Genomic DNA, 24,978 nt, shown 5'->3' on the forward strand with positions numbered 1-24,978 from the left:
GAGTAAGCGGTAAGCAGTATCTGTGTAAGCATGGGACGTCCGGGTATTTCGACAAGAAGATCGAAGGCCGCTTCGGTTCACCTTATTCAAGATCGCTCGCCGCCTCCAACCTCACTTGGCGCCAGGATCCTGTTGAAGTTCACATACAAGGCATCTCTGAAAAACGCAAATGCCTCTTCTCTTGCGTCTGGATCGTTGAAAAGGCTGTCATATGCGTCACGTCCAATCTCAAAGCCCAGTGGGTCTGACCTTGCAGGCAAGCAGATGAAAGCAATCCTGTCGCCGACAGCACCTTCAAAAAGGATTCCCATGGCCTCGCCCTTCTCAAAAGGTTCCCCGATAGGGTCGTAACTCGACAGGGAGAGGACCTTCAGGAACTCGATAATCCGATCATCAAGCCCGGCATCAAAGATCAAGACCTTTTCACGAAGCTGTTCATATCCAAAGGCAAGCCGAGATATTCTGCCGGTCTCTCTGCCCTGAACGGCCCGGGCAAGCCCCGGATACTGCATCTCGTATGAATTGAGCATATCCTTGAACCTGGCTTCTTCCTTTGCCCATTCTTGCTCGTTTCCCCAGATGGCCCACAGCCAAAGGGCCCTTTCCATGTCGTGATAGAGCAGAGTGGCTCCAACCGTAAATCTCTCTCCGCACCCAGGGCATTGCACCACATTTATTTCTTTGCCCAACAATCTTTCCTTGAGTGACGGATCCAAGGATACATTAATGGATGAATAGATCGACGCCTCAAACCGACGGCCGCATAGTACACACTCTAAATCCTCTCGGTAGATGGCAGTCATCTCTCGCACCTCCAAGACCTCTTGAGCCCCTGATGAGGACCTCACAGAGGGCGCGTTCAAAAAGGGGAAAGCCGGTCCCATCTTTTCAGTCTAGTCGAGAACGCCCATCGAGTCAAACGGACAAGGGATGCCTGATCCACCATCTCTCTTCATCCAGTCCAGGCGATTGGGCTATTGTGTCACTCCTTCGCTTTGCTCGAGGGCCCGCCCTGAACTGCGTAAAGGGGCAGGTCTGAGCAATCACTCGCAAGGGGGAGGGCGTAGAATCTCTGTCCCTCGACTAAGTGACAGAAATAAAGGCGAGATTCTTCGTCGCTTCGCCCCTCAGAATGACAAAGCGTCGTCGTTGGGTTATATTAGACCGTAAGGTGAATCCGGGTTTTACCCATGGACTGAAGGCTACCCGGCTCGGAGGGGAGAGAGGGGCTTTTCCTGTGAGAATCCTGACCGTCTCTGACCGCGTCGTTGAGGCACTCGAGGATCGTTCCGACCCTGCCTCCTTCCCGGAGGTGGACCTCGTCCTCTCCTGCGGCGATCTGCCCCCCGAGTATCTCTCGTCCCTTGCCAGGAAGTTCAGTGCTCCTCTCTTCTATGTTCGGGGGAATCACGACATCAGGCACGACGGGTACAGGCCTGCGGGATGCATCGATGCGGACATGAAGGTCGTCCTTTACAGGGGGCTCCGCATCCTCGGCCTGGAGGGGTCGCAGTGGTACAACGGAAAGCCCCATCAGTACACGGAACGCCAGATGCGGCAGAGAATCCGCAAGGCCGGCGCGGGAATCCGGCGCCACGGGGGCATAGACATCGTCATCACCCACGCGCCTCCCCGCCATGTCCATGATGGAGAGGATCAATGCCACAGGGGCTTTGAGAGCTTCCACAGGCTCATCGAGCGATACGGCCCCCGCTATCTTATTCACGGCCATATGCATCTCGATTACAGCCATCAAGAGCAGCGAATGACCGTGGTTAACCGGACAATGGTGATCAATACCTATGGATACTACTTCTTGGAGATCGAGGATAGCCAAGATACAAAATAGGATACAGAATAGGGCCGCCTCGGCCTTGAAGCGCGGGCGTACAAAACAGGGGGTCAAGAGCTTCAGGGAGAAGCTCGAGGCGGAACAACCTGTTGAGCAGAGGGATCTCGGGTTCAGGAAGGTGCCGGTGAAAAAGATCGTGGGGAGCGTGGGACGGTACCTCGACTTTGACAGCCGATTCCGGCTGAAAGGCGACCGCGAGCCCGAGAGGCTGGAGAGGATCAAGGAGGCGATGCGCAGGGGCAAATCCCTTCCGCCTGTAGAACTCTACAGGATCAAGGACGAGTACTATGTGGCAGACGGCAATCACCGGGTCTCGGCTGCCAAGCAGTTCGGTTGGCCCGAAATCGATGCCCATATCCTCGAATTCCTCCCCTCCGATGAGACCCTGGAGAACATTCTCCACCGGCAAAAGTCAGATTTCGAGAAAGAGACGGGTCTTTACGACCTGATAGAGCTCACAGAGGTGGGCAAATACTCCCGGCTCCTGGATCAAGTCAAAGAGCACCGGTCGTATCTGGAAAAGGCTACAGGAGAGCCCCCCACCCTTGCAAGTGCGGCAAAAGACTGGTATGAAACGGTCTATAGCCCACTGATCGCCATGATCGAGCGAAGCAGGCTTCTCGAGGCATTCCCGCGGCGGACGGCCGGAGACCTCTATTCGTATATCTCCTTTCACCAGTGGCAGAGGGGGAGCATACAAAGATACGGCGCCGGACTCGATCAACTCATCCACAGGAGTATGGAGAGATTTCGGGAAGAGATGATGGAGAAAAAAGGATCCGAATTTCCGGAGATGAAGAGAATGACCACGGCCTTCCTGCTTGTCAATGTCGATACCAAAAGGCAGGACAGGATCATCGAGAGGCTCTTTGCCCTTGAGGAGGTAAAGGAGATCCACATCGTCCCCGGCGAGTTCGATATCATAGCCAAGATCGGCGTGGAGAGGGACCTGCTCTCTTCCGATTCAGAAGTAATAGGCCAGTTCGTCCAGGGCCGGGTCGCACGCATCCCCGGAGTCACCAAGACCCAGACGATTATCCCTTTCTCCTCAAGGCTGAAGGCGGAACCCGAATAAAAGGACAGAAAAAAGGGGGTCAAACCTTCCCGAGGTCTGGCCCCCTTTCCCGATCCTTTTGCCTGCCCTCAACCTCCCCGCATAAATGCGCCCAGAGGGATTCGAACCCCCGACCTACGGATTCGTAGTCCGTCGCTCTATCCAGCTGAGCCATGGGCGCAGAAACGCGCTTCCGGTCATCGCTCATCTTTATAGCCCTTTTGAGGGCTCCGGTCAAGTTGCGGTCCTATATCCGAGCCTCCATCCCCCCGGTTCTTTGTCCATGGCCAGGGTGAGGCGGTGGTCCCGGCTCTATCGGGCCAGGGGGGACCGGACCTTTCCCTATTCACAGATGCTCTCTGATCCTCTCGACAGTACAGTCGATGACCTCCCTGTAATCGCCCCTGCAAAGGGCCATCGCCTTTTCCAGTATCTCCCCGAGCTCCTCCGGGGAGACCTCGATTCCGTATTTCTCCCGGGCCAACTCCACGCCCAGTTCAACTATCGCCTTCTTGTCCATCGGGCTGGGCAAGGCCAAAGCCATGGCGTATCTTCCCACCAGATTTCGAAAGGAGAGTTCCACGAGGGCCAGGGTGATCCAATCGGTCCTCCTCTCTTTCCAGACAAGGACCCTGGCCAGAAGCCGCCGGTCCTGGGGGGAACGGAAAAGATCCGCTTTGAGCAGTTTCTCCCCGATTCCGGGATCATCCCCCTTGACGAGCAGATCGACCGCCACTTCAATCGCGTAATGGGCAAAGTCAGCCGTGAGATCGGGATTCCAGAGCACCAGTTCCTGGGACTTCTCAATCACATAGCCCAAGGAAGTCTTCCCGCAATACCCCTTGTGTGCCGAATGGTCGGCACCCCACGCCTCGTTGTGTGTCAGCCATCCCCTGGCAAAGGCCTTCTGAATCGAGCCCCGCGCATAGGGCCGCAGATCGATGTAGTTGTAATGGGTGTCCTGAAAAGGAGTTTCCCAGGACGCCGTATCCGGAACGGAAAGAGCCAGGTCCGGCGCAATGCTGCCGTAGTCGAGGTCGAGCCGTTCGGTAGAGCCCGGGAAAGCCTTTTCGGCGATGAAGATATGGGTGGCAGGGTTGAAGGCACGGGAAAGGCCCGGCTGCAGGAAAAAGCCGAGAAAAACCAGTATAATGGCTCGTCTCGATATGCTTTTCATCTCTCCATGTCCTCCTTTCAGACCGCAGTTTCGAGCTCCCTTCCGGGTCTCGATCCATTCTAGCTTATCTCTTCGAAAAATCAATCAGCCCACGCACGAACCCTCCGGTATTTCGAGGACTCGCGGAGATCGATCCTCAAAGGGCACCATACACGGGGAGAGGTGGTCGAAAATCATCAAAAATCATCGAAATGGCACCGAATTTTCGGAAAGGTTCGCCTCTCTGCCAACAGCCCTCGATTTCCTGGGGTTTCTTCCCTTGCATTTCGCCTCCCTTTGTTCATAATGAGATCGGAGGCCCGTGCAGAAGGGGGACTGCCGGGGGGGCTCATGCCAGAGAAAGGAGGCTTTGCAATGAAAACCAAACCTTTGCTTTTCGCCGTATTGCTGATCTTTTTTGCCATGGCCGCAGGAGCTGCGGCCGGAGAGAATCCCAAAGCCTATGAGCTGATTCAATGGAATTCTCCCAAGCCCATCAGCCAGCGGATCGGAGGTCCCACTTACATCCTCCCCGACGGCTGGAAACAGGCTGTTGCCGGAGTGAAGAGGATCAAGGTCTCCAATTTCGGCGCTCTGAAGCACGATCCGGCCACGGTTCAGAACGCCAAGAGGTTCGAGGAGTTGACAGGGATCAAGGTGCAGCTCCTGCCGTGGGCTGAGCCGCCCATCGTGGCCAAGACCATATCCATATTCGCTGCCAAGAGCCCGGCCGTGGATGTTCTCTGTTACGACCACCCTACCACATATGCCCAGATGGTGGCGGGTGGATGGCTCCACCCGATCGATCCCCTCTGGGATGATCCGGAAGTATGGAAGCTCTATGCCGCGCCTCTGAAGCAAGGGCTCAAGGCCCCGGACGGCCACATCTACGGCTCCATAGGCCAGACCAAGACGATGATGCTCTACTACAGGCCCTCGGTGGTCCCAAATCCCCCTGAAACATGGGTCGGCCTCAGGGAGATAGCAAAGGGGGTAACAACGGACAAGATGTGGGGGTATGTATTTTCGGCCGGCGGTGAGATGGACATCATCTATCCTCTCCGGGACATGATTTACTCTCAAGGGGGGAGGCTTGTGGACGTCAAGAGGCAGAGGATCGTCATCGATTCGCCCGAGGGAAGAAACGCCTGGAAGATGCTCAGCGATATGGTTCTCGTAGACAAGTCCGCTCCCACCTCCGTGCTCGAGTACTCGTGGATGGGTGTTTCGGACATGTTTGCAATGGGCAAGGCTGCCATGATCATGACCCACACGGTCGATGCCAACCGGTATCAGGACCGGAAAAAGGCACCCGGAATCCAGGGGGATTGGGCCGTCACACTGCCGCCCAAATGGGATGATGCGAAGCCGGACAGTGATCATGCATCCTATCTCGACATAGACGGTTATATGATCAACACGTACATAAACGACCGGCAGAAGGCCGCAGGCATGCTCTTCCTGGATTTCATGAGGAGCTATGAGGCGAGTTACAGGGAGCTCATCGTCGAGGGGAACGAGGCCGCTGTTCTGTCGGTATACAACAACTCCGATGCGAGCAAGATCCCCGTGCCAAAGGCAAGACAGGCTGCCATGAGAAACGCGGTGCTTGAGACCTTCCCGCCTGCCGGAAGGGCCCTCACAGACGTCCTCATGGAATACTTCGGCGAGACTATCGGGGGAAAGATGAAGCCCATGGAGGCACTGGAAAAGTGCCAGAAAGTGCTTGACGATTACGCTGTACCTGAATGAGAACGTTTCTTGAGCAGGGGGGCCCTTCCGGGGGACCGGGGGGCCTCCTCCTCCCGGAATGCAGGATTCGACTGAATGAGACTGTCCGACCGCTGGTACGGGTTCATCCTGAACCTCCCGGGGCTGGTTATCGTTCTGCTCTGGGTCCTTTTCCCCACCTTTCTCCTGGTCTACACGAGCTTCCTCCGGTATGACAACATCCATCCGGTCATCTTCAACGGCCTGGGCAACTACACCGCCCTCTTCAAACACCGGCTCTTCTGGCTCAGCCTCCGAAAAGTCGCCCAGTTCTGCGTCGGTACCACATCCCTCACACTGTTTGGGGGGATGGCCCTCGCTCTCTCCATGGTCAAGATCACCAAGGGGGCCTGGATCTTCAGGTCCCTCATGATACTTCCCTGGGCAGTGCCGGCGGTCGTCTCGGGAATCATCTGGAAGTGGATGTTCAACCCCGACTTCGGGGTGGTCAGTGATCTGCTCATGAAGGTGGGCCTGTTAGAGAAGCCGCTGAGTATTTACGGGAACTTCGACCTGGCCATGTTGGGGGTGATCATTGCCGACAGCTGGACCCGGATCCCCTTCATGGGCATCATCCTCCTGGCTGCCCTTCTGAGCGTCCCGCAGGAACTCTATGAAGCGGCGAAGGTAGACGGTGCAGCCACTCTCCATCGATTCGCCTTTATCACCCTTCCCCTAGTCAAGGGGCCCGCCATGGTGGGTCTGCTCATTACCACCATGTTCTCCTTCCGAACCATAGACATCATCATCCCCCTGACGGCAGGGGGACCCGGAAGGGCGACCTACGTCTTCGGTTACTACATCTGGGATCAGATAATAAAGACACTCAACTTCGGAATGGCCGCCGCCGCCGGGATGGTCCTCTTCTTTATGACCAGCCTGATAGCCGCTGCTTTCGTATACGTTTCAAGGGGAGAGACCTGACAATGATGGAAAAGATCTTTGGGGGACGCGCGCTGCCGTACACGACTGCCGTGATACTTCTGGGCCTCATGATGTTGCCGGTCTACTGGACCACGGTAACCGCATTCAAGCCTGATGAGGAAACATACGTCTTCCCGCCCGTCTACTTTCCCCACAAGCCGACCATCGAACCCTTCAAGCTGCTCTTTGAAGACTACCCATTCGGTTCGTACCTGAAAAACTCGATCGTCATGACCCTGACCACCACCTTGATCGTCACGGGGATCGGCGTACTGGCCGGATACGGGCTGAGCCAGTTCAGATTCAGGTGGACCAATACCCTCCTGTGGATACTCATCTTCACACGTATCATCCCGCCCCTCTCCCTGCTTCTCCCCTTCTACCTGCTGGTGAGTTGGCTCGGGCTTGTCGATACGCTCTGGAGCATGATCCTGGCCAACGTCTACCTCACCTACCCCTTTGCCGTTCTCATCATGAAAGCCTTCTTCGACAATTTTCCCAGAGATCTCATTGATGCGGCGGTGGTCGACGGATGCTCGAGAACAGGAGCGCTCTTCAAGATAGTCATCCCGGTGAGCGCAACGGCCATCGCCTCGGCAGCGATAATCACCTATCTGTGGACCTGGAACGAGTTCATCTACGCCTTTGTTTTTACCTCGACCCCCTCGGCCCAGCCCGTAACCGTCGGCTGCTTCGATGCGATAGGCGACATATTCGTAAACTGGAACCAGATGTGTGCCGGTTCACTCGTGGCCGCCCTGCCCGGGATAATCTTCGTCTTTATCGCCCAGAGATATCTCGTCAGCGGTCTTGCGTCCGGTGCCTTGAAGTTCTGAGGGGGGGAACGTTCGAGCTGTTCGGATTGTTCAGGAAGAAACTACGACTTCCTCAGCCAAACGATTCGAACGATTTCGGCAAAGACGAGCGGCCCAACAGCTCGAACAATTCGAACGCTCCGTTCAGTAACGGGAACCCTCGCCGGCCCCCTCAAGGCCGACCTCTCTCAGCGCATTCCTGGCAGCGCTGACGAGAAAGCGCAGGTCGCTTGCAATGGCGAGGAAGCGCCACCCCTGATCGAGGCGCCGCTTTGCCTGTTCCGGGGTGAGGGTGTGGATGCCCGGTGAGACCCCATGGGTAGCCGCTGTCTCCCGCAAGTGACGGAGGGCATCGACGAACTCCCGATCATCCGAGTCCATGACAGGGGTCTTGCCCATGGACTGCAGTAGGTCATTGGGGCCGACAAAGATCGCATCGACCCCCTCGACGGAACAGATCTCCTCGGCATTGCAGACCGAGTCGATGTGCTCTGTCTGGACCGCCACGAATATCTCGCCGCTCGCCTGGGCATAGTACTCTTCCGGGTTGACCCCGAAGTTGAGGCAGTGGAGGCTCCCGCCCACGCTCCTGTTGCCGGCCGGGTGGTAGCGCGTCGCAGCCACCGCGGCCGCGGCCTCTTCGGCCGTCTTCACCATGGGCACCACGATTCCAAAGGCGCCGTTGTCGAGTGCCCTTTTGATGTTCTCGTGGGAATTGGAGGGGATCCGGGCCAGGGGAACGCACCCGGCATCGGCTATCATCGCAAACATCCATGCCGCGGTCTCCCAATTGACAGAGCTGTGCTCCATGTCGACGGTAAGCCACCTGAAGCCCGCCCGCGCCATGAAGCGAGCACTGATGGGACTGCAAAGGGTCAACCAACTGCCGATCTGTGACTGGCCCTCCCTGAGTGCGGCTTTCAGGGGATTTTTCACGGGCGGCCTCCCTTCTTTCCCCGGATCCTCACCATTCCATGATCACCTTCATGGTGTCGGAGCCCGAAGTGTCTGCGAGCCTCATGGCCTCTTCGATCCGGTCCATCTTGAACCTGTGGGTGACGAGGCGCCTCACCTTGTCCTGGTTCTTCCCGTAGAACTCAACCACTTGGGGGAAGATTCCCGCACTGTTCCGAGAAGCCACGAGCTCGAGTTCCCTCCTTAGAAAGTGATCGGGCCTCCACCTGGGAGACTCCGCTGTCCAACCAAGAAAAACCATGCGGCCGGCCGCAGAGAGGACTTGAAGCCCCAACTCCAGGGTCTCCGGGCTTCCGGCGGCCTCGATCACCACGGTGGGGTTCGAGCCGAAGAGGCGGACGACCTCCTTTTCGACATCCCCCTCTGCACGGAGGCAGAAGTCGATCCCCATCTCCCTCAAAATACCGAGGCGGGACTCGACAGTATCGAGGGCGGCGACCCTGGCCCCTCTCTCCTTGGCAACAAGAGCCGCGCAAGACCCGACAGGCCCTGCCCCGATGACCAGGACATCGTCTCCCTGCCTCACCCTTCCGCGGTCACAGGCATGGTATCCGATGCTCAGGGTCTCTACAAGGGGCGCACAGGAAGGGTCTGCTCCAGGGGCCAGCCGGTAGAGGAGCCTGCCCGGCAGGACGATCTCCTCTGCCATCCCTCCGTCGACATGGACCCCCAAGACCTTGAGGTTTTCACAGCAGTTGTACCGGCCTATCCGACAGGGATAGCAATGGCCGCACGGCAAGAGGGGTTCGACGACGACCGTCTCACCCGGAGAGAATCCCTCTCCGGATTCGATCACCTCCCAGCACAACTCGTGGCCGGGAACGACGGGATACTTCGCCAGCAGATTCGATCCTCGATAGGTGTGGACGTCACTCCCGCAGATACCCACGTAGCGGACCCTGAGCAGGGCCTGGTCTCCCTCTCTTTCAGGTTCAGGCACATCTTCTAGCAATACTCTGCGCGGTTCCGGGATGACGACTCTCCGCACAAGAAACCTCCTCTTCCCTCTCGAACCGTGGTCCCCGGTTCTCCCGGGAACTCGACAATGTTCAGGCCCCGCCGCTTCTGCACCGACTCTCTTTGACAGCCGACTCCCTATCTCTAGCACGGCAGCTCAGAGCCTGTCAACATCCGGAAATCTCAGCCCCCCTTGCCCGGGGAAATTCGTTTTCCCCGCGCCGCCTCTGCGGGTCGCCGGTACATCCTCCGGGCGTGAAGGGAACCGGGGAAACCAGGGCACGGAAAAGCGAACCTCTGCCTGCCAGACCACCGCCTCACCTCCTCCACTGCACCAGACTGACCCCGGCCATGACCGTTATCATCCCGCCAATCTGTATGGTGGTGAGGCGCTCACCCAGCATCAATGCGGCCAGGCCGAAGGTCCCTATGGGCGAGAGATTGAGGATGACGTGGAGTTCAAATGCGGCCAGGACCCTGAGGGAACGGTAGAACAACAGATAGGCAACCACCGTGTTGACGACCGCAAGCCAGAGAACGACGGCGATTCCCGGCAGAGAGAGGGTGAAAGCCCCTTCTCCGAGGAGGCCTATCAGGAGGAGGATACCCCCGCCGAAACCCAGGGGGATGGCGGTCATCTGGGTGATGCTTACATCCCCTTGTCTGGCCAGTCTCCTGCTGAAAACACCGTAGAAGGAGAAGGCAAGGACCCCCATCGATACGACACCCACGGCGAGGGGCTCCCTGGCACTGAGGCCGCGGTAAAAGAAGACACCGCTTCCCGCCAGGGCGACGAGGAAGCCCGCAACCTGCCACGGGTTCGGCTTTTCCTTGAGCCATACGATACCGAGGAGAACCACGGGAAGGGGGAGAAGGCTGAAAAGAAAAGATCCGGTGACAGCGGGAAGATACCTCAGGCCCCAGAAAAGGGCGCCGTTGCCTATGGTGTAGGCGCACAGGCCCATTACGAAAAGGATGATCCACTGATCCCGGGCCAGGGGGCGCTTCAGGTCCCCCCGGTAGGCCATGATGGGGAGAAGGAGGAGGAAGGCCGTGAAGTAACGCATGCCCGCAAGAGTTATGGGCTTCAGGTAGGCAAGCCCCATCTTGATGAAGACAAAGGAAGAGGCCCAGATGACCGTTGTGAGCACCCCTTCGGTGAGGGCCAGGGAGCGGCTCGATCTCAAAGGACAAACCTCCCCTCTCCTGACTGGGGTCCCTGCCGGGCCGGGTCCTCAGCCCCGGCATGTCTCATCCCCTCGCGGAGATCGCGTCTTGAGTCTTCATGAAACGAGCGGGCCTGCTAGACCGGGGGGAGAGGCGGATTCCGCGATCCCCGCATCCCTTTCTATGCCTCTGTCTGGCGGGCCATACGTGCTCCCTCCTCCGGCCTCACCTTCAAGAGCAGGAGCCCTCCACCGATGAAGAACACGATCAGCGAGACGACGCTGAGGCGGCTGGTGCCCGTAATCTGGCCCACTATCCCGAAGATGAGAGGGCCGAGGATGCCGGCGAATTTTGAGCTCACATCATAGAATCCAAAAAACTCCGCAGTCCTGAACCGCGGAATCATACTCCCAAAAAGGGATCGACTCAGAGCCTGGGTGCCTCCTTGTACGGTTCCCACCAGGAAAGCGAGGATCCAAAAATGAAGGGCCGTCTTCAGGAAGTAGCCGCCGATGGCGATACCCGTGTAGACCACAAGGCCCAGCAGAATCGAGTTCTTGGCGCCAAGACGCCTTGCCAGAAGCCCGTAGAGGATCGAACAGGGAAACCCGATAAACTGAACCGCCAGGATCGCCCCGATGAGAGTGGATTGCCCTATGTTCACCTCTGCGCCGAAAATCACCGCCATGACGATGATAGTCCCTATCCCATCATTGTAAAGCCAGAAAGCGATGAGAAACTTGAACGCCTCTCTGAAGCGCCTGATCTCCCTCAAGGTGGAGGCGAGCCTCTGGAAACCCGCCCGGAGGGGACTGTCGCTCTCGCCCTCTATTCGGCGAGCCGGGGGCTCTCCCACGTTCTTGAACAGAGGGATGGAGAAGAGAGCCCACCAGAGGGCTACAGAGAGAAATGAGAGACGGGACCCCCATGCCGCACCGGGGAGCCCGAAGAGCGCCGGCTTCATGATTGCGAGCAGGTTGAGCAGGAGAAGCAGTCCCCCGCCGAGATAGCCGAAAGCATACCCGTATGCCGAAACCTGATCGATCCGATCCTCGTCCGCCACATGGGGTAGAAGGGCATCATAGAAGATGTTCCCCCCTGCAAATCCGATACGCCCGAAGATGTAAAGGAGGGAGGCCATCAACCAGTCGCCTGTCCCGATCAGAACCATGAGCCCGGTCGAAAGAATCCCCAGAGACGCAAAAGTCGCCAAGTACTTCTTCCGCGCCCCACCGTGATCGGCCATGGCACCGAGAATAGGAGCGAGAACGGCCACGGTGAACATGGCGATCGTGTTCGTGTAACCCCAGTAGCTGCTGGCAGTTGTTCTGCCCAGGCCGACTCCTGCAACAGAGCTGTAGTATGCCGGAAGGACCGCGGCCATGATCGTGGTGGCAAAGGCCGAGTTGGCCCAGTCGTACATGCACCAGCTCCAGACGGCCCGTCCTCTCTCTCCTTTCATCCGGTCCTGCTCCTGTCTGGACAAGGAATAGGATGCTCCCCCTCCTCTATACCACAGATTTCCTGAATCCCCAAGGAGATTGTTCGAACTCTGGGAAACTCCCCCTTTCTCACCGGCCAGCCGGTGCATGCCATGGGACTGCTCTATTTCTCGAAGGGCGTCTTGACACAACCAACCCGTTCTTTTTAGACTCTCCCATAGAAAGGACGGCTCGGCCGTGTTTCAGTTTCGAGGGCACGGCCGGCGGTAACCGCTTCCCGGGCCGTGCAACCGTACGGAGAAAACAAGCCTGTGCGATCCAGATCGTCACGTATGCGCCTGTCGAAGGCCGCCCTCCTGGTAGTCCTGATCTCGGCGTTGTTGAGTAGTCTGCCCGGATGCACCTCTTTGTCGTTCCGCCCCAAGAACGCTCTAAGGACCCTCTTTCATGTCTCACCGAGGCCGGATTCCGCCTCGAGGGAACGGATCGAGGGCTCCATGGACAGGGTCACAGCCACCCGGCTCACCCACGGGAACCTTGTGGAATTGCTTACCAACGGCCACGGAGCGTTTCCAGAGATGCTTTCTGCCATTCATGGGGCCCGGCAGCGCGTCTCTTTGGAGACGTTTATCCTGCGGCTGGACGAGACGGGAAAGCAGTTCCTTGATGCCCTTATCGACGCTGCCAGGCGCGGAGTGGAGGTTCGCCTCCTCATCGACTCAATCGGCAGCCTCTCGGTCAATCACGGGAATCTGGCGGGGCTGCTTCGGGCGGGCGGCGAGGTACGCTTCTTCAACCCGTTCACGAGCTGGACAATCGCCCGCATCAACAATCGCGACCACCGCAAGATCCTCGTCGTAGACGGCTGGGTAGCCTTCATGGGCGGGCAGAACCTGGCAGACAACTACGACGGCGACGGTTTTTCCGGGTTCCGCGACACGGCCGTACGCGTGGAAGGACCTGCCGCTCTCGAAGCCGAAAGAATCTTCGCCCAGTCCTGGCAGCAGGGCGGCTGGGGATGGTTCGGGAAGGACCTGCCCATTGTAGGGGCAGGCTTGATCAAACGTGGCATGGACACCCCCTTCAGGCTGCTGGGACTGGGAAATGACTTCAAGCCGCCGGTATCTCGGCAAGCCACCAGCGGAGGAGTGGGAGTTCGGGCAGTGTCGTCCTCACCGGATTGGATGGCCAGCCGGCTCCTCGACATGTACCTCCTCGCCATCAACAGCGCGCGGGAGCGAATCTATATCACCAACAGCTATTTCGTCCCGCCGGCTATCCTGGTAAGGGCTCTGATCGAGGCGGCTGACCGGGGTGTGGACGTCCGCCTCCTGCTGCCGGACAAACCCGACAAACCAGTCATCGGCGAGTTGAGCAGGGCCGCCTGGGGCCCGTTGCTCGGCCACGGGGTCAGAATCTACGAGTGGCACCATTCCATGCTTCACGCCAAGACCATTGTTGTAGACGGCGAGTGGTCCTCCGTGGGAAGTTGCAATCTCAACAGCCGGGGGTTCTTTCTCAACTACGAGGCCAACTTCGCAATAACCGACCGGGCCTTTGGCGCCGCAATGGAGCGGCAGTTCCTGAAGGACATCGAACAGGCCGAGGAGATCACCTTCAGACGGTGGCAACGCCGGTCACTCTTCGAGAAGATCAAGGAAAAGCTCTTCTTAGTCTTGAAGGGGCAGTTCTGAGGCTCACCTGTCTCATTCTTCCCATGCGTTCCAGAGCTCCTTCGGGTTGAAGCCTGCCGGGCGGTCCAAACCCCTCCCGACTGCTCCGGGCTCGGTCGTCAAAGGACCCCCATCTAACGGTCGAGCTTGACGAAGACCCACCTCCTGTGGTCGATCTGGAAGCTTCTTGTGATTTCCAGACCTCTGACGCCCTCGACAGATCCTGCCCTTGAAAGAGCCAGCCTGTGCCTGGATCCGAGAAACCCCATCAATTCTTCTGCATCACGGATTACCGGAACCTTCTTTTTCATATAGAATACGGCTGCTCCGCGGATCCTTTCCGACGGTTTGTAGAGAGCGACTTCCTTCCCCCCATTGTCGATCTTCCTGTAGTATTCAAAGAGTGGTTCATATGATTCTTTCCTGTTCCTCATCGGAAGGACCACGGTATCGGCGACCAGAAACCCCACCAGCAGCAGCAAGGCTGCCGTTTGGCATAGCCTCAACACTCGAAATCCCGTCGATCCTCTCCTCTCTTCGATAATGCTTCCTGTCGCTGCAGCCACGAAAAGAGCCGCTGCCGGATACAGGGGTAGAAGATAGAGAGGCCTCTTCCCCGAGGCAGCGGAGAGGAGGACAAAGGGAGGGACGAGCCAGCACAGCATGAAAAGAGAGTTACTATCCCCTTTTCTTATTCTTTTGTAATGATACACAAGACCCAAAGGAACGAGGATCGTCCACGGCAGAAACTGGGCTGGAAATTTCGGCAGATAGAAGTAGAACGGCGCCTTGTGACCGGGATGTTCGCCCGTAAACCGGCCGAAATTGTTCAACCAGACCACATCATAGACCGCGCCCCATCCCTGTTTCTTGTACAGGAGCAAGACCCATATTCCGGCCGGAACGAGACACAGCACCGAGCCGATAAGCAGAACCGCCCAGGATTTGACACAGAATTCCCTGTTCACCACCACCCTGGAAGTCAACCAGAACAAGAGGGCTGAGGCAGGCACGACAAGGCCTATCAACCCCTTGGTCATTACGGCACATGACAGGAAAAACACGAACCCCCCGCTCCACAAAAACCCTGCCTCCACTCTCTCCTTTTCCCGGAACCGGACGGCGGCATTGTAGAAACACAGCATGGCCCCCAGTACGGAGAAACAGAGCAACATATCGAGGATGCACCTCCGCCCGATGGCCCAGTATTCTCCGGAGGTGGCCAGCATCATTCCCGAGAGAAACGCCGACATGGGTGGGAACCCCATGTTCCGGCACAGGAAAAAGATGAGGATCACTCCGCCGATGGCCGCCAGAGCCGAGGGGAGCCTGGCGGCATACGTGTTCTCGCCCAACAGATGGAAGCTCGCCGCACTTATCCAGAAGTAGAGGGGGGGTTTTTCCAGAAAAGGCTCACCGTTGAGCCTCGGAACGAGAATCTCGCCTGATCTTGCCATCTCGGCCCCGATTCCGGCAACCCTCGGTTCATCCGAACCCCAGAGATCCCGCCGGCCGAGACCGACCAGGAACAACAAGACCGCAAAAACGGCAAGGGACAAGAAATATGCCCTGGCTGTGGCCCGATAGTCCTCGACGTCCATGATGTCGAGGTAGTATAGGGACAAAACCCCTCTCTGTCAATCAAAGGGATAAGACGGTTTGTTCAAACGATGGCCATGTCATGGTTCCAGGCTTTTTCGTCTTGACACACGATGTGGTTTCTCTTATACTTGCTCGATTCAAAAGGAAGTTCCTATCGCTTTTTCCTCTTTCTTCCAGGGAAGGAAGTCGTTCCTGCCTCAGCCGAGGAAGAAAACCATATGGCATTTTCTCCTTTACATCGACGGCACCGGGAACTGGAAGCGAAATGGAATCCATGACCGAGCTTGTGTAGCGACGGTATAGCTTGCCATCGGCTGAATCGATTGCGGTCTTTGTCGAGCTTCACAACCGGCGCGGAGCGGCTTGAAGAGCAGTCCAGCCAGTAGATCAAACCACTGCTCAGTGGACAGACGGACCGAAAGATTGAGCAAAAAGAGATTCTTCCCCCACGCCCTCGCCATCCTTCTGCTCCTGCTCTGTTTCTGTGGAAGCGGGATGGCCGGGGACGACCAACCGAAAAGGGAGAACTGGGCGGTCACCCTGTACGTGACAAAGCTCAACAGCGGCACCCTCAAGGATACCTTCTTGCTGCAGGCGGAGTACCTGGATTCCTACCTCGTGGATGCCGCCCTCTCCAGGAGGATATACACATACAAGCGTTATCTTGATTTCGAAGTTGAGGCAAACGTGGCGAAGCATTTCGGTGAACAGCATCAGTGGGAGCTAAACGGGCTCATCACGGTCCGCTGGCTTCTCTTTCCCTGGAACAAGTATCTCAACACAACGGTGGCAATAGGGCAGGGTCTCTCCTATGCCACCGAAATCCCGGACCTCGAGGCACAGCTCCACGAAGAGACGTCTCAGTTGCTCGTCTTCAGTATGTATGAACTCACCCTGGCCCTGCCGAAACTCCCCCGCTGGGTTCTGGTAACTCGGATTCATCACCGCTCCGGATTCGCGGGCTTTTTCGGCGGAGTTCACGGGGCCTCCAACTCTGTCGGCATCGGGCTCCGCTACAGGTTTTGACAGACAAGAGAGGATCAGAATCGATGGGCACAGAGCCGCCCGCCACATGGAAAGAAGCCTTCCTGGCCAGCCCAGGGCCGCGATCCACCAGAGAGGCTGCCGTACTGTCTCTTAAGGGACTCTGCATGGGATCGGCAGACGTGATCCCGGGGGTTTCAGGCGGAACCATCGCCCTCATAACCGGGATCTACGAAAGACTGATTCTGGCTATCAGGTCGATCGACGGGGAGGCGGTCAAGAGGCTGGTCCTTCTCGATCCGAAGGGAGCCCTTGCCCGGGTTCATGTCAGGTTTCTTCTTCCCCTTTTTTTCGGTATCGCCCTTGCCGTGGTCAGCCTCGCCCGCCTCATGAACTATCTTCTCCATCATCACCCCGTGGAGACATGGAGCCTCTTTTTCGGTCTCATCGCCGCCTCGATCATCGTCGTGGGCAGGAGGGTGACCGGCTGGATCGGCTATGCCGGCCTGTCTTTTGCCGCAGGAGCGCTCGCCGCCACGGTCATCGTCAACCTGATACCGGTTGCCACCCCCGAGGATCTCTGGTTCATATTCCTCAGCGGGGTGGTGGCAATCTGCGCCATGATCCTGCCGGGCATAAGCGGTGCCTTTGTTCTCCTGATCCTCGGCAAGTACGAGTTCATTACCGGCACCCTCAAGAGCCCCTTCGTCCCGGAAAACCTCCTTGTCATCCTGGTCTTCTGCGGCGGATGTGCTGCGGGACTAGCCGGGTTTTCCAGGGTGCTCAACTACCTGCTCCGGCGGTTCCACAACCTCACCCTGGCATTACTGACGGGCTTGATGGCAGGTTCCATGCAGAAGATATGGCCCTGGAAGGAGGCCCTGGAGACCCGGCTCATCGGCGGAGAACCCCGCGTTCTGCGGACGCGGAACCTCATGCCTCAGGGCCTGGACATGGAGCTCTTGACGGCGGTCTCCCTGGCTGTTGCAGGCTTTGTCTTGGTGATGGTCATAGAGCGGCTGTCAAGAGAGAAGACCTGACCGGGATTTCCGATTTTTTCATCCGGTATTTTCTTGTCGCTTGAATTGAAACGAGCATTGGAAGGCAGCAAGTGAGAACGGAGCCTCAACTGCCCCCCGCCTTTGGAGAACACTCTCGGGGGGAGGCCGTCCCGGCCTTGCTCTTGAGCCGCCAGGCCACCAGCAACTCCGAGGGGTCGTCGAGCCACGGGGAACTCCTCTCCACCACCACGGAGTCGCCCTGGGCTCCTTCAGGAAGCATGGCCCGGAGACGGTCGAGGTCGCCGACAGGGAGGATGATAACCCCCCTCTCCCCTCGACTCTCCAGGAATCTCACGATCTCATCTCTTCCCGAAAGCACGGGGCTGGGCACCTGGCAGTTCATGTAGAAGATCACGTCCGTCCGACTCTCTTCGAAAAAGGCGATCTCGTCGGCCCGCCTCCCTGTCGAGGCCAGCCTCCTGGCAAAGTCCGGCGTGGTAGCGAAACACTCCAGGGTTACCTTCTGGAAGCAGAAAAACCCGCCCATCAAGAAAACCACCGTTACCATGAGAGGGGCGATCCTGCCGCGCATACCGGTAATCCTTTCGATCGGGCCGGAAAGGCGCGAATGGAACAGCCATGGAGCCAGCCCCAGGAGGCCCACGAGGCCGGTCCCTGCAATCAGGGATGCAGGCAGCTCTGTTCCCACGTACCTCTTGGCCAGGGGCCAGACAACGGGTGTAACCGCCTCGAGGGCCGCCAGACCCACGAACAGGAGACCCTGGATTCCCAGGCCCACCTGCTTCCATCTCTCTCTGCCCGGACCGGCGAGGAAGAGACCCAGAAAGAGTGCGCAGAAGGGGAGCATTGGGAGGATGTAGTAGATCCTGCGCGAACCGGAAGCGGTGAACATGACAAAGACCAGTGTCGCCGAGGCGGCAAGCCATTGGGTATGGGCTCCCAGCCTGCGCCAGCGCACGGTGAAAATCGCGCTGGTCACCCCAACGAGAAAAAGGGGCGACCAGGGAAGAAGCAGTGTGGGAAGGTGGATCAGATAGACATAGAAGGGTTCTCTGTGGTCAAAGGGTTTGAAGTAGCGCTCGATGTTCTCCCGGAAGACCAGGGCCAGGCCACTCGACTCATACCCCTCCCTGGTCAGAGCAGAATAGACAAACGGACCGAAATAGATGCAGAGCCCGATAACCAGGGCGAGCAGATGCGAGGGGCCCAGCAGGTACCGCCACCGCTTCTCCCGGAGAAGATCGGGAATCACGGCGGCAAGGGGCACGGCCACGGCGGTAAGCCCCTTCATCTGCGCACCCGTGGCTAGGATGACATAGAAGACCAGATATGTCAGGAAGCACGGCCGATCCCGGCGGCTCCAGTACCATGCGAGGGCCAACATGATCGCAGCCATGTTCTCCATGTTGGCCTGGCCGGTTCTCGCCCAGAAGAGAAAGCCATAGGAGGTGAGCAGTATCCAACCTGCCAGGCGACCCACTTCCCTGGACCAGAGCCTCCGGCCGAGGTAGACCGTGGCCCAAAGGCAGACGACCCCTGAGATCGCACTGGGCAACCTTACGGTCCACTCATCGAGCCGCCCGGTAAGGACCCTCACAAGAGCCACAAACCAGTAAGTCAGCAGGGGTTTGTCGAAATAGGGCTCTCCATTGATGGTTGGATGGAAAAACCGTCCTGTCAGGAACATCTCACGGGTGACCTCGGCCCAGCGGTCTTCCGAACCCCAGAGGCTGATGCTTCCCAGGGCCCAAAACATCAGGATGAGAGCGGCGATCCAAAAAAAGAGGTCGGAAAACTCTCTGTTCCCTCTCTTTGAAGATGAGATAACTCCGGCGTTCACGGGAGAAGACATGGCTACAAGGCTCTTCTGAGTATCTCTTCGAGTTCCGAGTCCCTCAAGGGAAGGGGATTCCCCCTCATGCTGCTCGCCTTCTGGGATCTTTCAACCACAATGGGGAAGTCCTTCTCCCTCAAGCCCAGCTCCGAAAGGCCGGGCACTTTCAGCCTGACAGTGAGATCCTTTACCCACCTCACCCCCTCACCCACCTCGGCGGTATCCCTGCCCGTGAGAATCCGGGCTATCTCTCGGTATCTCGCAAGCCCCTGGGAATCCGAACCGCGGATCTGGAGGCAACGCACATTGGCTTCCATCACGTAGGGCAAGAGCCGTGCGCATATGGCACCGTGGGGAGCACCCAGCAACCCCCCCAAAGGCCCGGCCAGGCCATGGACCGCTCCGAGTTTCGCATTTGCCAGGGCCATTCCACTAAAGAGGCTTGCCAGGGACATGTCCTCCCGTGCCCCGGTGTTGCTCCCATCTTCATAGGCTCTCTGCAAGGAGGAAGCGGCCCGTCTGAGACCCTCGCGGCATAGGGCGTCTGTAAGGGGATTGGCCTGAATCGAGACGAATGCTTCCATGAGCTGGGTGAATGCATCCAGACCGGTCGAGGCCGTCACCGCCGGCGGCATGGAACAGGTGAGTGCGGGATCCACCACGGCCAGGCGGGGCAGCATCAGGGGACTGCGCATGCTTACCTTGACTCTCTCTTCCGGCGATGTGAGCACGGCGTTCCGTGTAACTTCCGCACCCGTACCGGCAGTGGTAGGAATCGCTGTGTACGGTGCGGGCCTCTCCGCGAGCTTCTGCCCACGGCCGATCACCTCGAGGTAATCCATCAGCTCTCCACGGTTGGTGAGGAGTGCGGCGACTACCTTGCCAGTGTCGAGGACACTGCCCCCGCCGATCCCTACGACCGAGTCGCATCCCGACCGGCGGGCCAGTTCCACCCCTGCATGGGCCGTTGTTATGGTCGGTTCTCCAACCACATGATAGGTGACGGATTCTATCCCCCCCTTGTTCAACCTTTCCAGCAGCGGGGCGGCACGTTCAAGGGTACGGCCGACAACGACCAGCGCCCTCTTGCCCATCTCGGCCACAAGGGGAACGACTTCTTCCATCGTACCTGGGCCAAAAACGATGCGTGTGGAGGTTGCGAATTCAAATCGCATGGTTCTCCTCTTGCGAATCCAATGGGGTATCCCTCCATCTTACCGGGCCGAGCAGCCATCAGGCCCGGATCACTCGGTCGGGTTCCTCCCGCGGCGCCCCTCAAGCCGGGACCGCTTGCCTCTGTCCCGCACTACTGTGCGCTCACCGTGCGTCCTTTGGCCCACCTCCGCAAGAACTCGACATGCTCGGCCCGGGTTTTTGACAGAGGCAGGGTCCTCTTGCATTCTTCCAGCAGGAGATCGGTGCTGAGAGGACCGCTGTTCGAAAATGCGGTATACAGGGCCGAAACGATCACCTGTTCGATCTCGGCCCCGCTGAACCCCTCGGTGGCCGCTGCCAGACCGGCCAGGTCAAACCGTCTCGGGTCGCGCCCACGACGGGTGAGATGGATCCTGAAGATCTCTTCCCTCTCTTTGGAGCCGGGCAGATCCACGAAGAAAATCTCATCAAAACGGCCCTTGCGCAAGAATTCCGGTGGGAGCCTTGCAACGTCGTTCGACGTCGCCACAACAAACACATCCCCTTTCCGCTCCTGCATCCAAGACAGAAACATGCCCAAGACCCTTTGGGATACGCCGCTGTCTTCTCCTCCACCAGAGGCAAAGGCCTTTTCGATCTCATCGATCCAGAGTACCACCGGGGCCATCTTTTCGGAGGTCGCGATGGCCCGTTTGAAGTTCTTTTCGCTCTCACCGATGTACTTGTTGTACAGGTTGGAAGGATCCATCTTGAGCAGGGGCAGTCCCCATTCCATGGCCACAGCCTTGGCGCACAGGCTCTTGCCGCAGCCCGGAACACCGAGGAGCAGAATACCCTTTGGAAAAACCAAGCCGTAATGCTCGGCCCGCCTGGGTTCGGCGATGATCGCCTTGCGCTTGGCCAGCCATGCCTTCAGCCGTCCCAGCCCTGCAATAGCCGACATGTTCTGTTCAACGGGAAAGTATTCCAGCAACCCCTCACGCTCGACAACGGCCCTTTTAGCCTGGATAACGAGTTGGAGATCCTCACGACTGAGCCGGCCGTCTTCGATGATGGCCTTGGTGAGGATCTTCTCGGCTTCAAGCAGGGTCAGGCCCCTCAGGTTATTGAGCAGCCGGTTCATGTCCTCTCTGCTCATCTCCACCTTGACGTGCATTCGGGTAGAGACGTCCTGGAAGATACGGTGGAGCAGGGCCGCGTAGTCCTGCCGTCCTGGAGGAGGGGGCTTCAGGTAGGCGGTATGTGGTTTTGCCCCTTCTGGAACCCTGAGGTCTTTCCCGGTCAGTATCACGGCTCCTTCAATCCGAGTAAACCTCCGTGCGACCTCAACAAGCTTCGCCCCCAAAAGCCTATCCTCGAGGAGCGGCCCCAGACTCTGCAGATGATAGATCGCCGGATACTTGGAGACCTCCATGTGGTCGAGCGCCAGGCCAGGGTCTGTGGTACCATAGATGGTTTTCTCTATATCCGCCCGTCGAAGCCCATGACTGAGGGTCCAGATGAAAAACGGCAGCTTCATGTGGTCGGCCAGATGCTTCAACAGGCTCTCGGCTCGTTCTTCCTCCTCGGTATCCAGGCAGATGAGGCCGTAGCGCGAACGGATCAGCAGTTTGAGCTCCTTTATCAGGTCGTCCTCTCTGCAGGTCTTCCCTCTCCCCGATTCCTCCATACCACCCGCACCTGTCCCGCGCCGGACCGGTTCAGTCTTCGATTCCTGCTCTTTCTTTGATTGCAGCAATGTCAAGATCCTCGATGAACCGGACAAGGTTGCCCCAGATCCTGTGATACCCGAAACCGCCCTCGGTCATCTCCGCTATCGCCTCGTTCTTGGTCCAGCCACAGATCGCCATCCGATAGACCGCACACATGAGTCCGGTTCGATCCGCGCCGTGCTTGCAATGGACAAAAGCCGGGGTTAGACCGTCGTCCGTAACGACCTGCAGGAAGCGAACAACCTCTCTCTTTTCCGGATGCCAGGCTTTCATGTAGATGTGTACATATCCCAGCCCCGTATCGCCGATCTCATCCCGGTCCGAATGGAAAGAGCGGAGGTTGACCACCGTCTTGACCCCCATGGCCTTGAGCCGGCGCATACCGGCCGCTGTGGGCTGCGCACCCCTGTACAGACTCTCTGTCACTCGGTGAAGGTTCGGCAGGCCTTCTCGCTTGAGGGGCTTTGCCCAATGGCCGGGCCGAGGCGTTGCCCTTGAATGTCCGGCAGAGCATGCAAGATCTGCGCCCAGGAGAGCCGGGACGATCAAGAGAAGAAAGAGCGCGATGTACCGTGCATTTCTTCTGTTTCTTTTCATGGGCATCCGGAAAATCCAGGAGGGTGTCTCCTTCCCTAACGGCCGCACACCTTGGAGAAACTGTACGTCTTTGTATGCTTTCTCAACAGTTCGAACAAACCCCCGCCTGTCACCTTCGACACTACCTGCTCTTCTCTCAAATGGTGGTCGCTGAACGAGAGGATACCATCCGGTTTCAGTATTCGATGCAACTCCTCCAAGACTCCATCCGGGTCACTCAACTCGTGGAAGGTGTCGTAAAGCAGAACCACGTCTACGCTCCTGTCCGGCAGGCCTGTCTTGCCTCCCGATAGGATGGCCTCCACGTTCTTCAATCCCCTCACAGAGGCTATTCTCCGCGCCCTTTCAACCGCAAGGGGATGAATATCCAGGGCATAGACCTTCCCCGCCTCACCCACCAGTTCCGCAAGAGGCGCGAGATAGCTGCCCGGGCCGCATCCATAGTCGAGCACATGGAATCCCGGCTTTATCCCCACCTCATCAAGGATTCTCATGGGCGGCACCAAGATGTCGCGAACCCTGAAGGTAAGGGACATGAGCATGAAATGTAGGTTCGACTTCGGCATCTCCATGGATCTCCCCTTTCACCGGGCCCTGCCCGGAACGAGGTTGGCGCCCCCCTGTCTTGGCCCGCCCTTCTCCGCCGGCCCCTTCCCTTCCGTATCGACAGAGACGGGAGAGTACCATATATTCCCACAGTGCCCAAGGGCTCGTCAAGCACACGCGAAGGCCCTATCAGAGTTCGCCGGTGGGCAGTCCTCGTCCTTTTCCCGGCAAAAAGCTTTTCCAATTTCCCGGAATTTGTGCTATCAGTATAGAAACCCTCGGGACAACAGGGAAAAACCATGAGCAAGGCCAAGACTCTTTATGTCTGCCAGTCCTGTGGCTTCCAGTCCCCCAAGTGGCTCGGCAGGTGCCCGGATTGCGGAGAGTGGAACACGCTGACAGAGGAACAGATTCTTGATCAAACCAGCCCGATGAGGCGCCCTGCCGACCTCGGGTCCGGGCAGCCGCCCCTTCCGATCAGCCAGATCCGGCCCGAGGGCGGGGAAAGGCTGAGATGCGGGATCGAGGAGTTCGACCGGGTCCTCGGGGGAGGAATCGTCTCAGGCTCGGTGGTTCTCATCGGTGGAGATCCCGGGATAGGAAAGTCTACGCTTGTTCTCCAGGTTCTCCATGGTCTGGCCATGCAGGACCTGAGGGCCCTCTATGTCTCGGGCGAGGAGTCGGTCAGGCAGACCAAGATGAGGGCCGACCGGCTCGACGTCAGGGGGGCCGGCCTCCTTGTCATGTGTGAGACCTCCCTCGACAGGGTGATCCAGGAGATAGGCCGGACCAGGCCCCAGGTGCTCGCCCTCGACTCGATCCAGACGGTGTGGACATCGGATGTCCAGTCGCCACCGGGGAGTATAAGCCAGGTCCGGGAGAGCTCCAACCGGATCATAGGGATCGCGAAATCTTCGGCTCTTCCGGTCCTCCTCATCGGCCACGTGACCAAGGACGGAGCCATTGCAGGACCAAGGGTGCTCGAGCACATGGTCGATACGGTCCTCTATTTTGAAGGCGACCGGGGCCATCCCTACCGGATCCTCAGAGCCGTCAAGAACCGTTTCGGTTCCACAAACGAGATCGGTGTATTCGAAATGAAAGAGTCCGGCCTCGAACAGATTCGAAGCCCCTCTGAAATATTCCTTGCAGAGCGGCCGTCAGGCGCCTCAGGCTCGGTTGTGGTGCCGAGCATGGAAGGAACCCGCCCGGTTCTCGTGGAACTCCAGGCCCTGGTCACGAGAAGTCCTCTGGCCGTCCCAAGACGGACGACCATGGGAGTCGACTATCACCGTGTGGCCATTCTGGTGGCGGTCCTGGAGAAGAAGGCGGGGCTCACCCTGTTTGACCAGGATATCTTCCTGAACGTGGCTGGAGGAGTAAGGGCGGCCGAGCCCGCCGTGGACCTGGGCCTCGTCGCATCCATCGCTTCGAGTTTTCTCGACTCTCCGGTGGAGGACGGCACGGTCCTCTTCGGCGAGGTCGGGCTGACGGGAGAGGTGAGGGCCGTGGGCCATTGGGAATCGAGACTCAGAGAATCGGCCAAGCTCGGCTTCACACGGGCCGTGGTGCCCAAGGCCACCCTGGAGAGAATCCGAAACATGGAGGGGATGGAGCTCGTGGGGGTGGAATCGGTGAGGGATCTGATGGGCCTGTTGTTCTGACTTTTTCGACCCCCTGAGAGGGGTCCCCACCTCTTCATGCCTGGAGGAACGGCCGCCCAGGGCTGGAGTCTGAAGGA

21 protein-coding genes and 1 tRNA gene are annotated in these 24,978 nt (G+C 58.3%); 9 read left to right on the forward strand and 13 right to left on the reverse strand.

The features are described from left to right. Window positions 1–86: 86 nt before the first annotated feature. Window positions 87–803 (reverse strand): CpXC domain-containing protein, encoded by a 717-nt coding sequence (locus JRJ26_03840; protein MBW2056610.1) that lies wholly within the window; start codon window positions 801–803, stop codon window positions 87–89. A gap of 434 nt (window positions 804–1,237) precedes the next feature. On the opposite strand from JRJ26_03840, the gene JRJ26_03845 reads away from it, so the two are divergent. Both JRJ26_03845 and JRJ26_03850 read left to right on the forward strand, forming a co-directional pair. After that, a complete protein-coding gene (locus JRJ26_03845) occupies window positions 1,238–1,849 on the forward strand; it encodes a metallophosphoesterase (GenBank protein MBW2056611.1) in 612 nt (203 codons plus the stop codon). Beyond that, the gene (locus JRJ26_03850; GenBank protein ID MBW2056612.1) at window positions 1,803–2,927 is read left to right on the forward strand and encodes an Lrp/AsnC ligand binding domain-containing protein; all 1,125 of its coding nucleotides are present in this window, start codon (window positions 1,803–1,805) and stop codon (window positions 2,925–2,927) included. Before JRJ26_03845 ends, JRJ26_03850 begins: the two co-directional genes overlap by 47 nt. Before the next feature lie 86 nt (window positions 2,928–3,013). On the opposite strand, the gene JRJ26_03855 is transcribed toward JRJ26_03850, so the two are convergent. After that, a tRNA-Arg gene (locus JRJ26_03855) sits at window positions 3,014–3,087 on the reverse strand. Between the two features lie 165 nt (window positions 3,088–3,252). Further along, on the reverse strand, window positions 3,253–4,083 hold the full coding sequence (locus JRJ26_03860) for a hypothetical protein (GenBank protein ID MBW2056613.1): 831 nt from the start codon (window positions 4,081–4,083) through the stop codon (window positions 3,253–3,255). 354 nt (window positions 4,084–4,437) lie between these two features. On the opposite strand from JRJ26_03860, the gene JRJ26_03865 reads away from it, so the two are divergent. The 3 genes from JRJ26_03865 (at window position 4,438) to JRJ26_03875 (ending at window position 7,592) form a co-directional block, all read left to right on the forward strand. Then, the gene (locus JRJ26_03865) at window positions 4,438–5,814 is read left to right on the forward strand and encodes an extracellular solute-binding protein (protein ID MBW2056614.1); all 1,377 of its coding nucleotides are present in this window, start codon (window positions 4,438–4,440) and stop codon (window positions 5,812–5,814) included. A 75-nt stretch (window positions 5,815–5,889) separates the two neighbouring features. Continuing rightward, complete coding sequence (locus tag JRJ26_03870; protein ID MBW2056615.1) at window positions 5,890–6,756, forward strand: sugar ABC transporter permease; 867 nt, start codon at window positions 5,890–5,892, stop codon at window positions 6,754–6,756. Window positions 6,757–6,758: 2 nt separating this feature from the next. Continuing rightward, window positions 6,759–7,592 (forward strand): carbohydrate ABC transporter permease, encoded by an 834-nt coding sequence (locus JRJ26_03875; GenBank protein ID MBW2056616.1) that lies wholly within the window; start codon window positions 6,759–6,761, stop codon window positions 7,590–7,592. Between the two features lie 123 nt (window positions 7,593–7,715). Here the strand turns inward: JRJ26_03875 and JRJ26_03880 are convergent, their stop codons facing one another. The 4 genes from JRJ26_03880 to JRJ26_03895 all read right to left on the reverse strand — a co-directional run bounded on the left by JRJ26_03880 (window position 7,716) and on the right by JRJ26_03895 (window position 12,132). Beyond that, a complete protein-coding gene (locus JRJ26_03880) occupies window positions 7,716–8,507 on the reverse strand; it encodes a 2-dehydro-3-deoxyglucarate aldolase (protein ID MBW2056617.1) in 792 nt (263 codons plus the stop codon). Window positions 8,508–8,535: 28 nt separating this feature from the next. Beyond that, window positions 8,536–9,534 carry an alcohol dehydrogenase catalytic domain-containing protein gene (locus JRJ26_03885; GenBank protein ID MBW2056618.1) on the reverse strand — a complete coding sequence of 333 codons (999 nt, stop codon included), beginning with the start codon at window positions 9,532–9,534 and terminating at the stop codon, window positions 8,536–8,538. 286 nt (window positions 9,535–9,820) lie between these two features. After that, window positions 9,821–10,690 (reverse strand): DMT family transporter, encoded by an 870-nt coding sequence (locus JRJ26_03890; GenBank protein MBW2056619.1) that lies wholly within the window; start codon window positions 10,688–10,690, stop codon window positions 9,821–9,823. Between the two features lie 161 nt (window positions 10,691–10,851). Continuing rightward, a complete protein-coding gene (locus JRJ26_03895; GenBank protein ID MBW2056620.1) occupies window positions 10,852–12,132 on the reverse strand; it encodes an MFS transporter in 1,281 nt (426 codons plus the stop codon). Window positions 12,133–12,609: 477 nt separating this feature from the next. Here JRJ26_03895 and JRJ26_03900 point away from each other — a divergent pair, with 477 nt between their 5' ends. After that, window positions 12,610–13,806: a cardiolipin synthase ClsB gene (locus JRJ26_03900; GenBank protein MBW2056621.1), complete on the forward strand. Its 1,197-nt coding sequence runs from the start codon at window positions 12,610–12,612 to the stop codon at window positions 13,804–13,806. 113 nt (window positions 13,807–13,919) lie between these two features. Here JRJ26_03900 and JRJ26_03905 read toward each other — a convergent pair whose 3' ends face one another. Further along, window positions 13,920–15,410 carry a glycosyltransferase family 39 protein gene (locus JRJ26_03905; GenBank protein ID MBW2056622.1) on the reverse strand — a complete coding sequence of 497 codons (1,491 nt, stop codon included), beginning with the start codon at window positions 15,408–15,410 and terminating at the stop codon, window positions 13,920–13,922. Window positions 15,411–15,810: 400 nt separating this feature from the next. Between JRJ26_03905 and JRJ26_03910 the strand changes: the two genes are divergently transcribed. Further along, window positions 15,811–16,413, forward strand: coding sequence for a hypothetical protein (locus tag JRJ26_03910; protein MBW2056623.1), 603 nt, complete (start codon window positions 15,811–15,813; stop codon window positions 16,411–16,413). A gap of 23 nt (window positions 16,414–16,436) precedes the next feature. Continuing rightward, window positions 16,437–17,411, forward strand: coding sequence for a DUF368 domain-containing protein (locus tag JRJ26_03915; protein MBW2056624.1), 975 nt, complete (start codon window positions 16,437–16,439; stop codon window positions 17,409–17,411). A gap of 85 nt (window positions 17,412–17,496) precedes the next feature. Here the strand turns inward: JRJ26_03915 and JRJ26_03920 are convergent, their stop codons facing one another. The 5 genes from JRJ26_03920 to JRJ26_03940 form a co-directional block, all read right to left on the reverse strand. Next, the gene (locus JRJ26_03920; GenBank protein MBW2056625.1) at window positions 17,497–19,245 is read right to left on the reverse strand and encodes a glycosyltransferase family 39 protein; all 1,749 of its coding nucleotides are present in this window, start codon (window positions 19,243–19,245) and stop codon (window positions 17,497–17,499) included. Between the two features lie 2 nt (window positions 19,246–19,247). Continuing rightward, a complete protein-coding gene (locus tag JRJ26_03925) occupies window positions 19,248–20,402 on the reverse strand; it encodes an iron-containing alcohol dehydrogenase (protein MBW2056626.1) in 1,155 nt (384 codons plus the stop codon). Between the two features lie 131 nt (window positions 20,403–20,533). Further along, entirely contained in the window at window positions 20,534–22,051 is a 1,518-nt protein-coding gene (locus JRJ26_03930; GenBank protein ID MBW2056627.1) for an AAA family ATPase, read from the reverse strand. Window positions 22,052–22,082: 31 nt separating this feature from the next. Beyond that, complete coding sequence (locus tag JRJ26_03935) at window positions 22,083–22,691, reverse strand: tyrosine-protein phosphatase (protein MBW2056628.1); 609 nt, start codon at window positions 22,689–22,691, stop codon at window positions 22,083–22,085. 35 nt (window positions 22,692–22,726) lie between these two features. Then, window positions 22,727–23,263 (reverse strand): class I SAM-dependent methyltransferase, encoded by a 537-nt coding sequence (locus tag JRJ26_03940; GenBank protein ID MBW2056629.1) that lies wholly within the window; start codon window positions 23,261–23,263, stop codon window positions 22,727–22,729. Window positions 23,264–23,536: 273 nt separating this feature from the next. On the opposite strand from JRJ26_03940, the gene radA reads away from it, so the two are divergent. Further along, window positions 23,537–24,901: a DNA repair protein RadA gene (radA, locus tag JRJ26_03945; protein ID MBW2056630.1), complete on the forward strand. Its 1,365-nt coding sequence runs from the start codon at window positions 23,537–23,539 to the stop codon at window positions 24,899–24,901. Window positions 24,902–24,978: the final 77 nt, after the last annotated feature.

This window comes from Deltaproteobacteria bacterium, from assembly GCA_019308905.1.
GTDB lineage: Bacteria > Desulfobacterota > BSN033 > WVXP01 > WVXP01 > JAFDHF01.

What these genes read in the sequence shown, in the direction of transcription:
- JRJ26_03840 (MBW2056610.1), bottom strand. Translation starts at nt 803, where the DNA reads ATGACTGCCATCTACCGAGAGGATTTAGAGTGTGTACTATGCGGCCGT.
- JRJ26_03850 (MBW2056612.1), top strand. Translation starts at nt 1,803, where the DNA reads ATGGATACTACTTCTTGGAGATCGAGGATAGCCAAGATACAAAATAGG.
- JRJ26_03860 (MBW2056613.1), bottom strand. Translation starts at nt 4,083, where the DNA reads ATGAAAAGCATATCGAGACGAGCCATTATACTGGTTTTTCTCGGCTTT.
- JRJ26_03865 (MBW2056614.1), top strand. Translation starts at nt 4,438, where the DNA reads ATGAAAACCAAACCTTTGCTTTTCGCCGTATTGCTGATCTTTTTTGCC.
- JRJ26_03870 (MBW2056615.1), top strand. Translation starts at nt 5,890, where the DNA reads ATGAGACTGTCCGACCGCTGGTACGGGTTCATCCTGAACCTCCCGGGG.
- JRJ26_03875 (MBW2056616.1), top strand. Translation starts at nt 6,759, where the DNA reads ATGATGGAAAAGATCTTTGGGGGACGCGCGCTGCCGTACACGACTGCC.
- JRJ26_03895 (MBW2056620.1), bottom strand. Translation starts at nt 12,132, where the DNA reads ATGAAAGGAGAGAGAGGACGGGCCGTCTGGAGCTGGTGCATGTACGAC.
- JRJ26_03900 (MBW2056621.1), top strand. Translation starts at nt 12,610, where the DNA reads ATGGACAGGGTCACAGCCACCCGGCTCACCCACGGGAACCTTGTGGAA.
- JRJ26_03915 (MBW2056624.1), top strand. Translation starts at nt 16,437, where the DNA reads ATGGGCACAGAGCCGCCCGCCACATGGAAAGAAGCCTTCCTGGCCAGC.
- JRJ26_03920 (MBW2056625.1), bottom strand. Translation starts at nt 19,245, where the DNA reads ATGTCTTCTCCCGTGAACGCCGGAGTTATCTCATCTTCAAAGAGAGGG.
- JRJ26_03925 (MBW2056626.1), bottom strand. Translation starts at nt 20,402, where the DNA reads ATGCGATTTGAATTCGCAACCTCCACACGCATCGTTTTTGGCCCAGGT.
- JRJ26_03930 (MBW2056627.1), bottom strand. Translation starts at nt 22,051, where the DNA reads ATGGAGGAATCGGGGAGAGGGAAGACCTGCAGAGAGGACGACCTGATA.
- JRJ26_03935 (MBW2056628.1), bottom strand. Translation starts at nt 22,691, where the DNA reads ATGAAAAGAAACAGAAGAAATGCACGGTACATCGCGCTCTTTCTTCTC.
- JRJ26_03940 (MBW2056629.1), bottom strand. Translation starts at nt 23,263, where the DNA reads ATGGAGATGCCGAAGTCGAACCTACATTTCATGCTCATGTCCCTTACC.
- radA (MBW2056630.1), top strand. Translation starts at nt 23,537, where the DNA reads ATGAGCAAGGCCAAGACTCTTTATGTCTGCCAGTCCTGTGGCTTCCAG.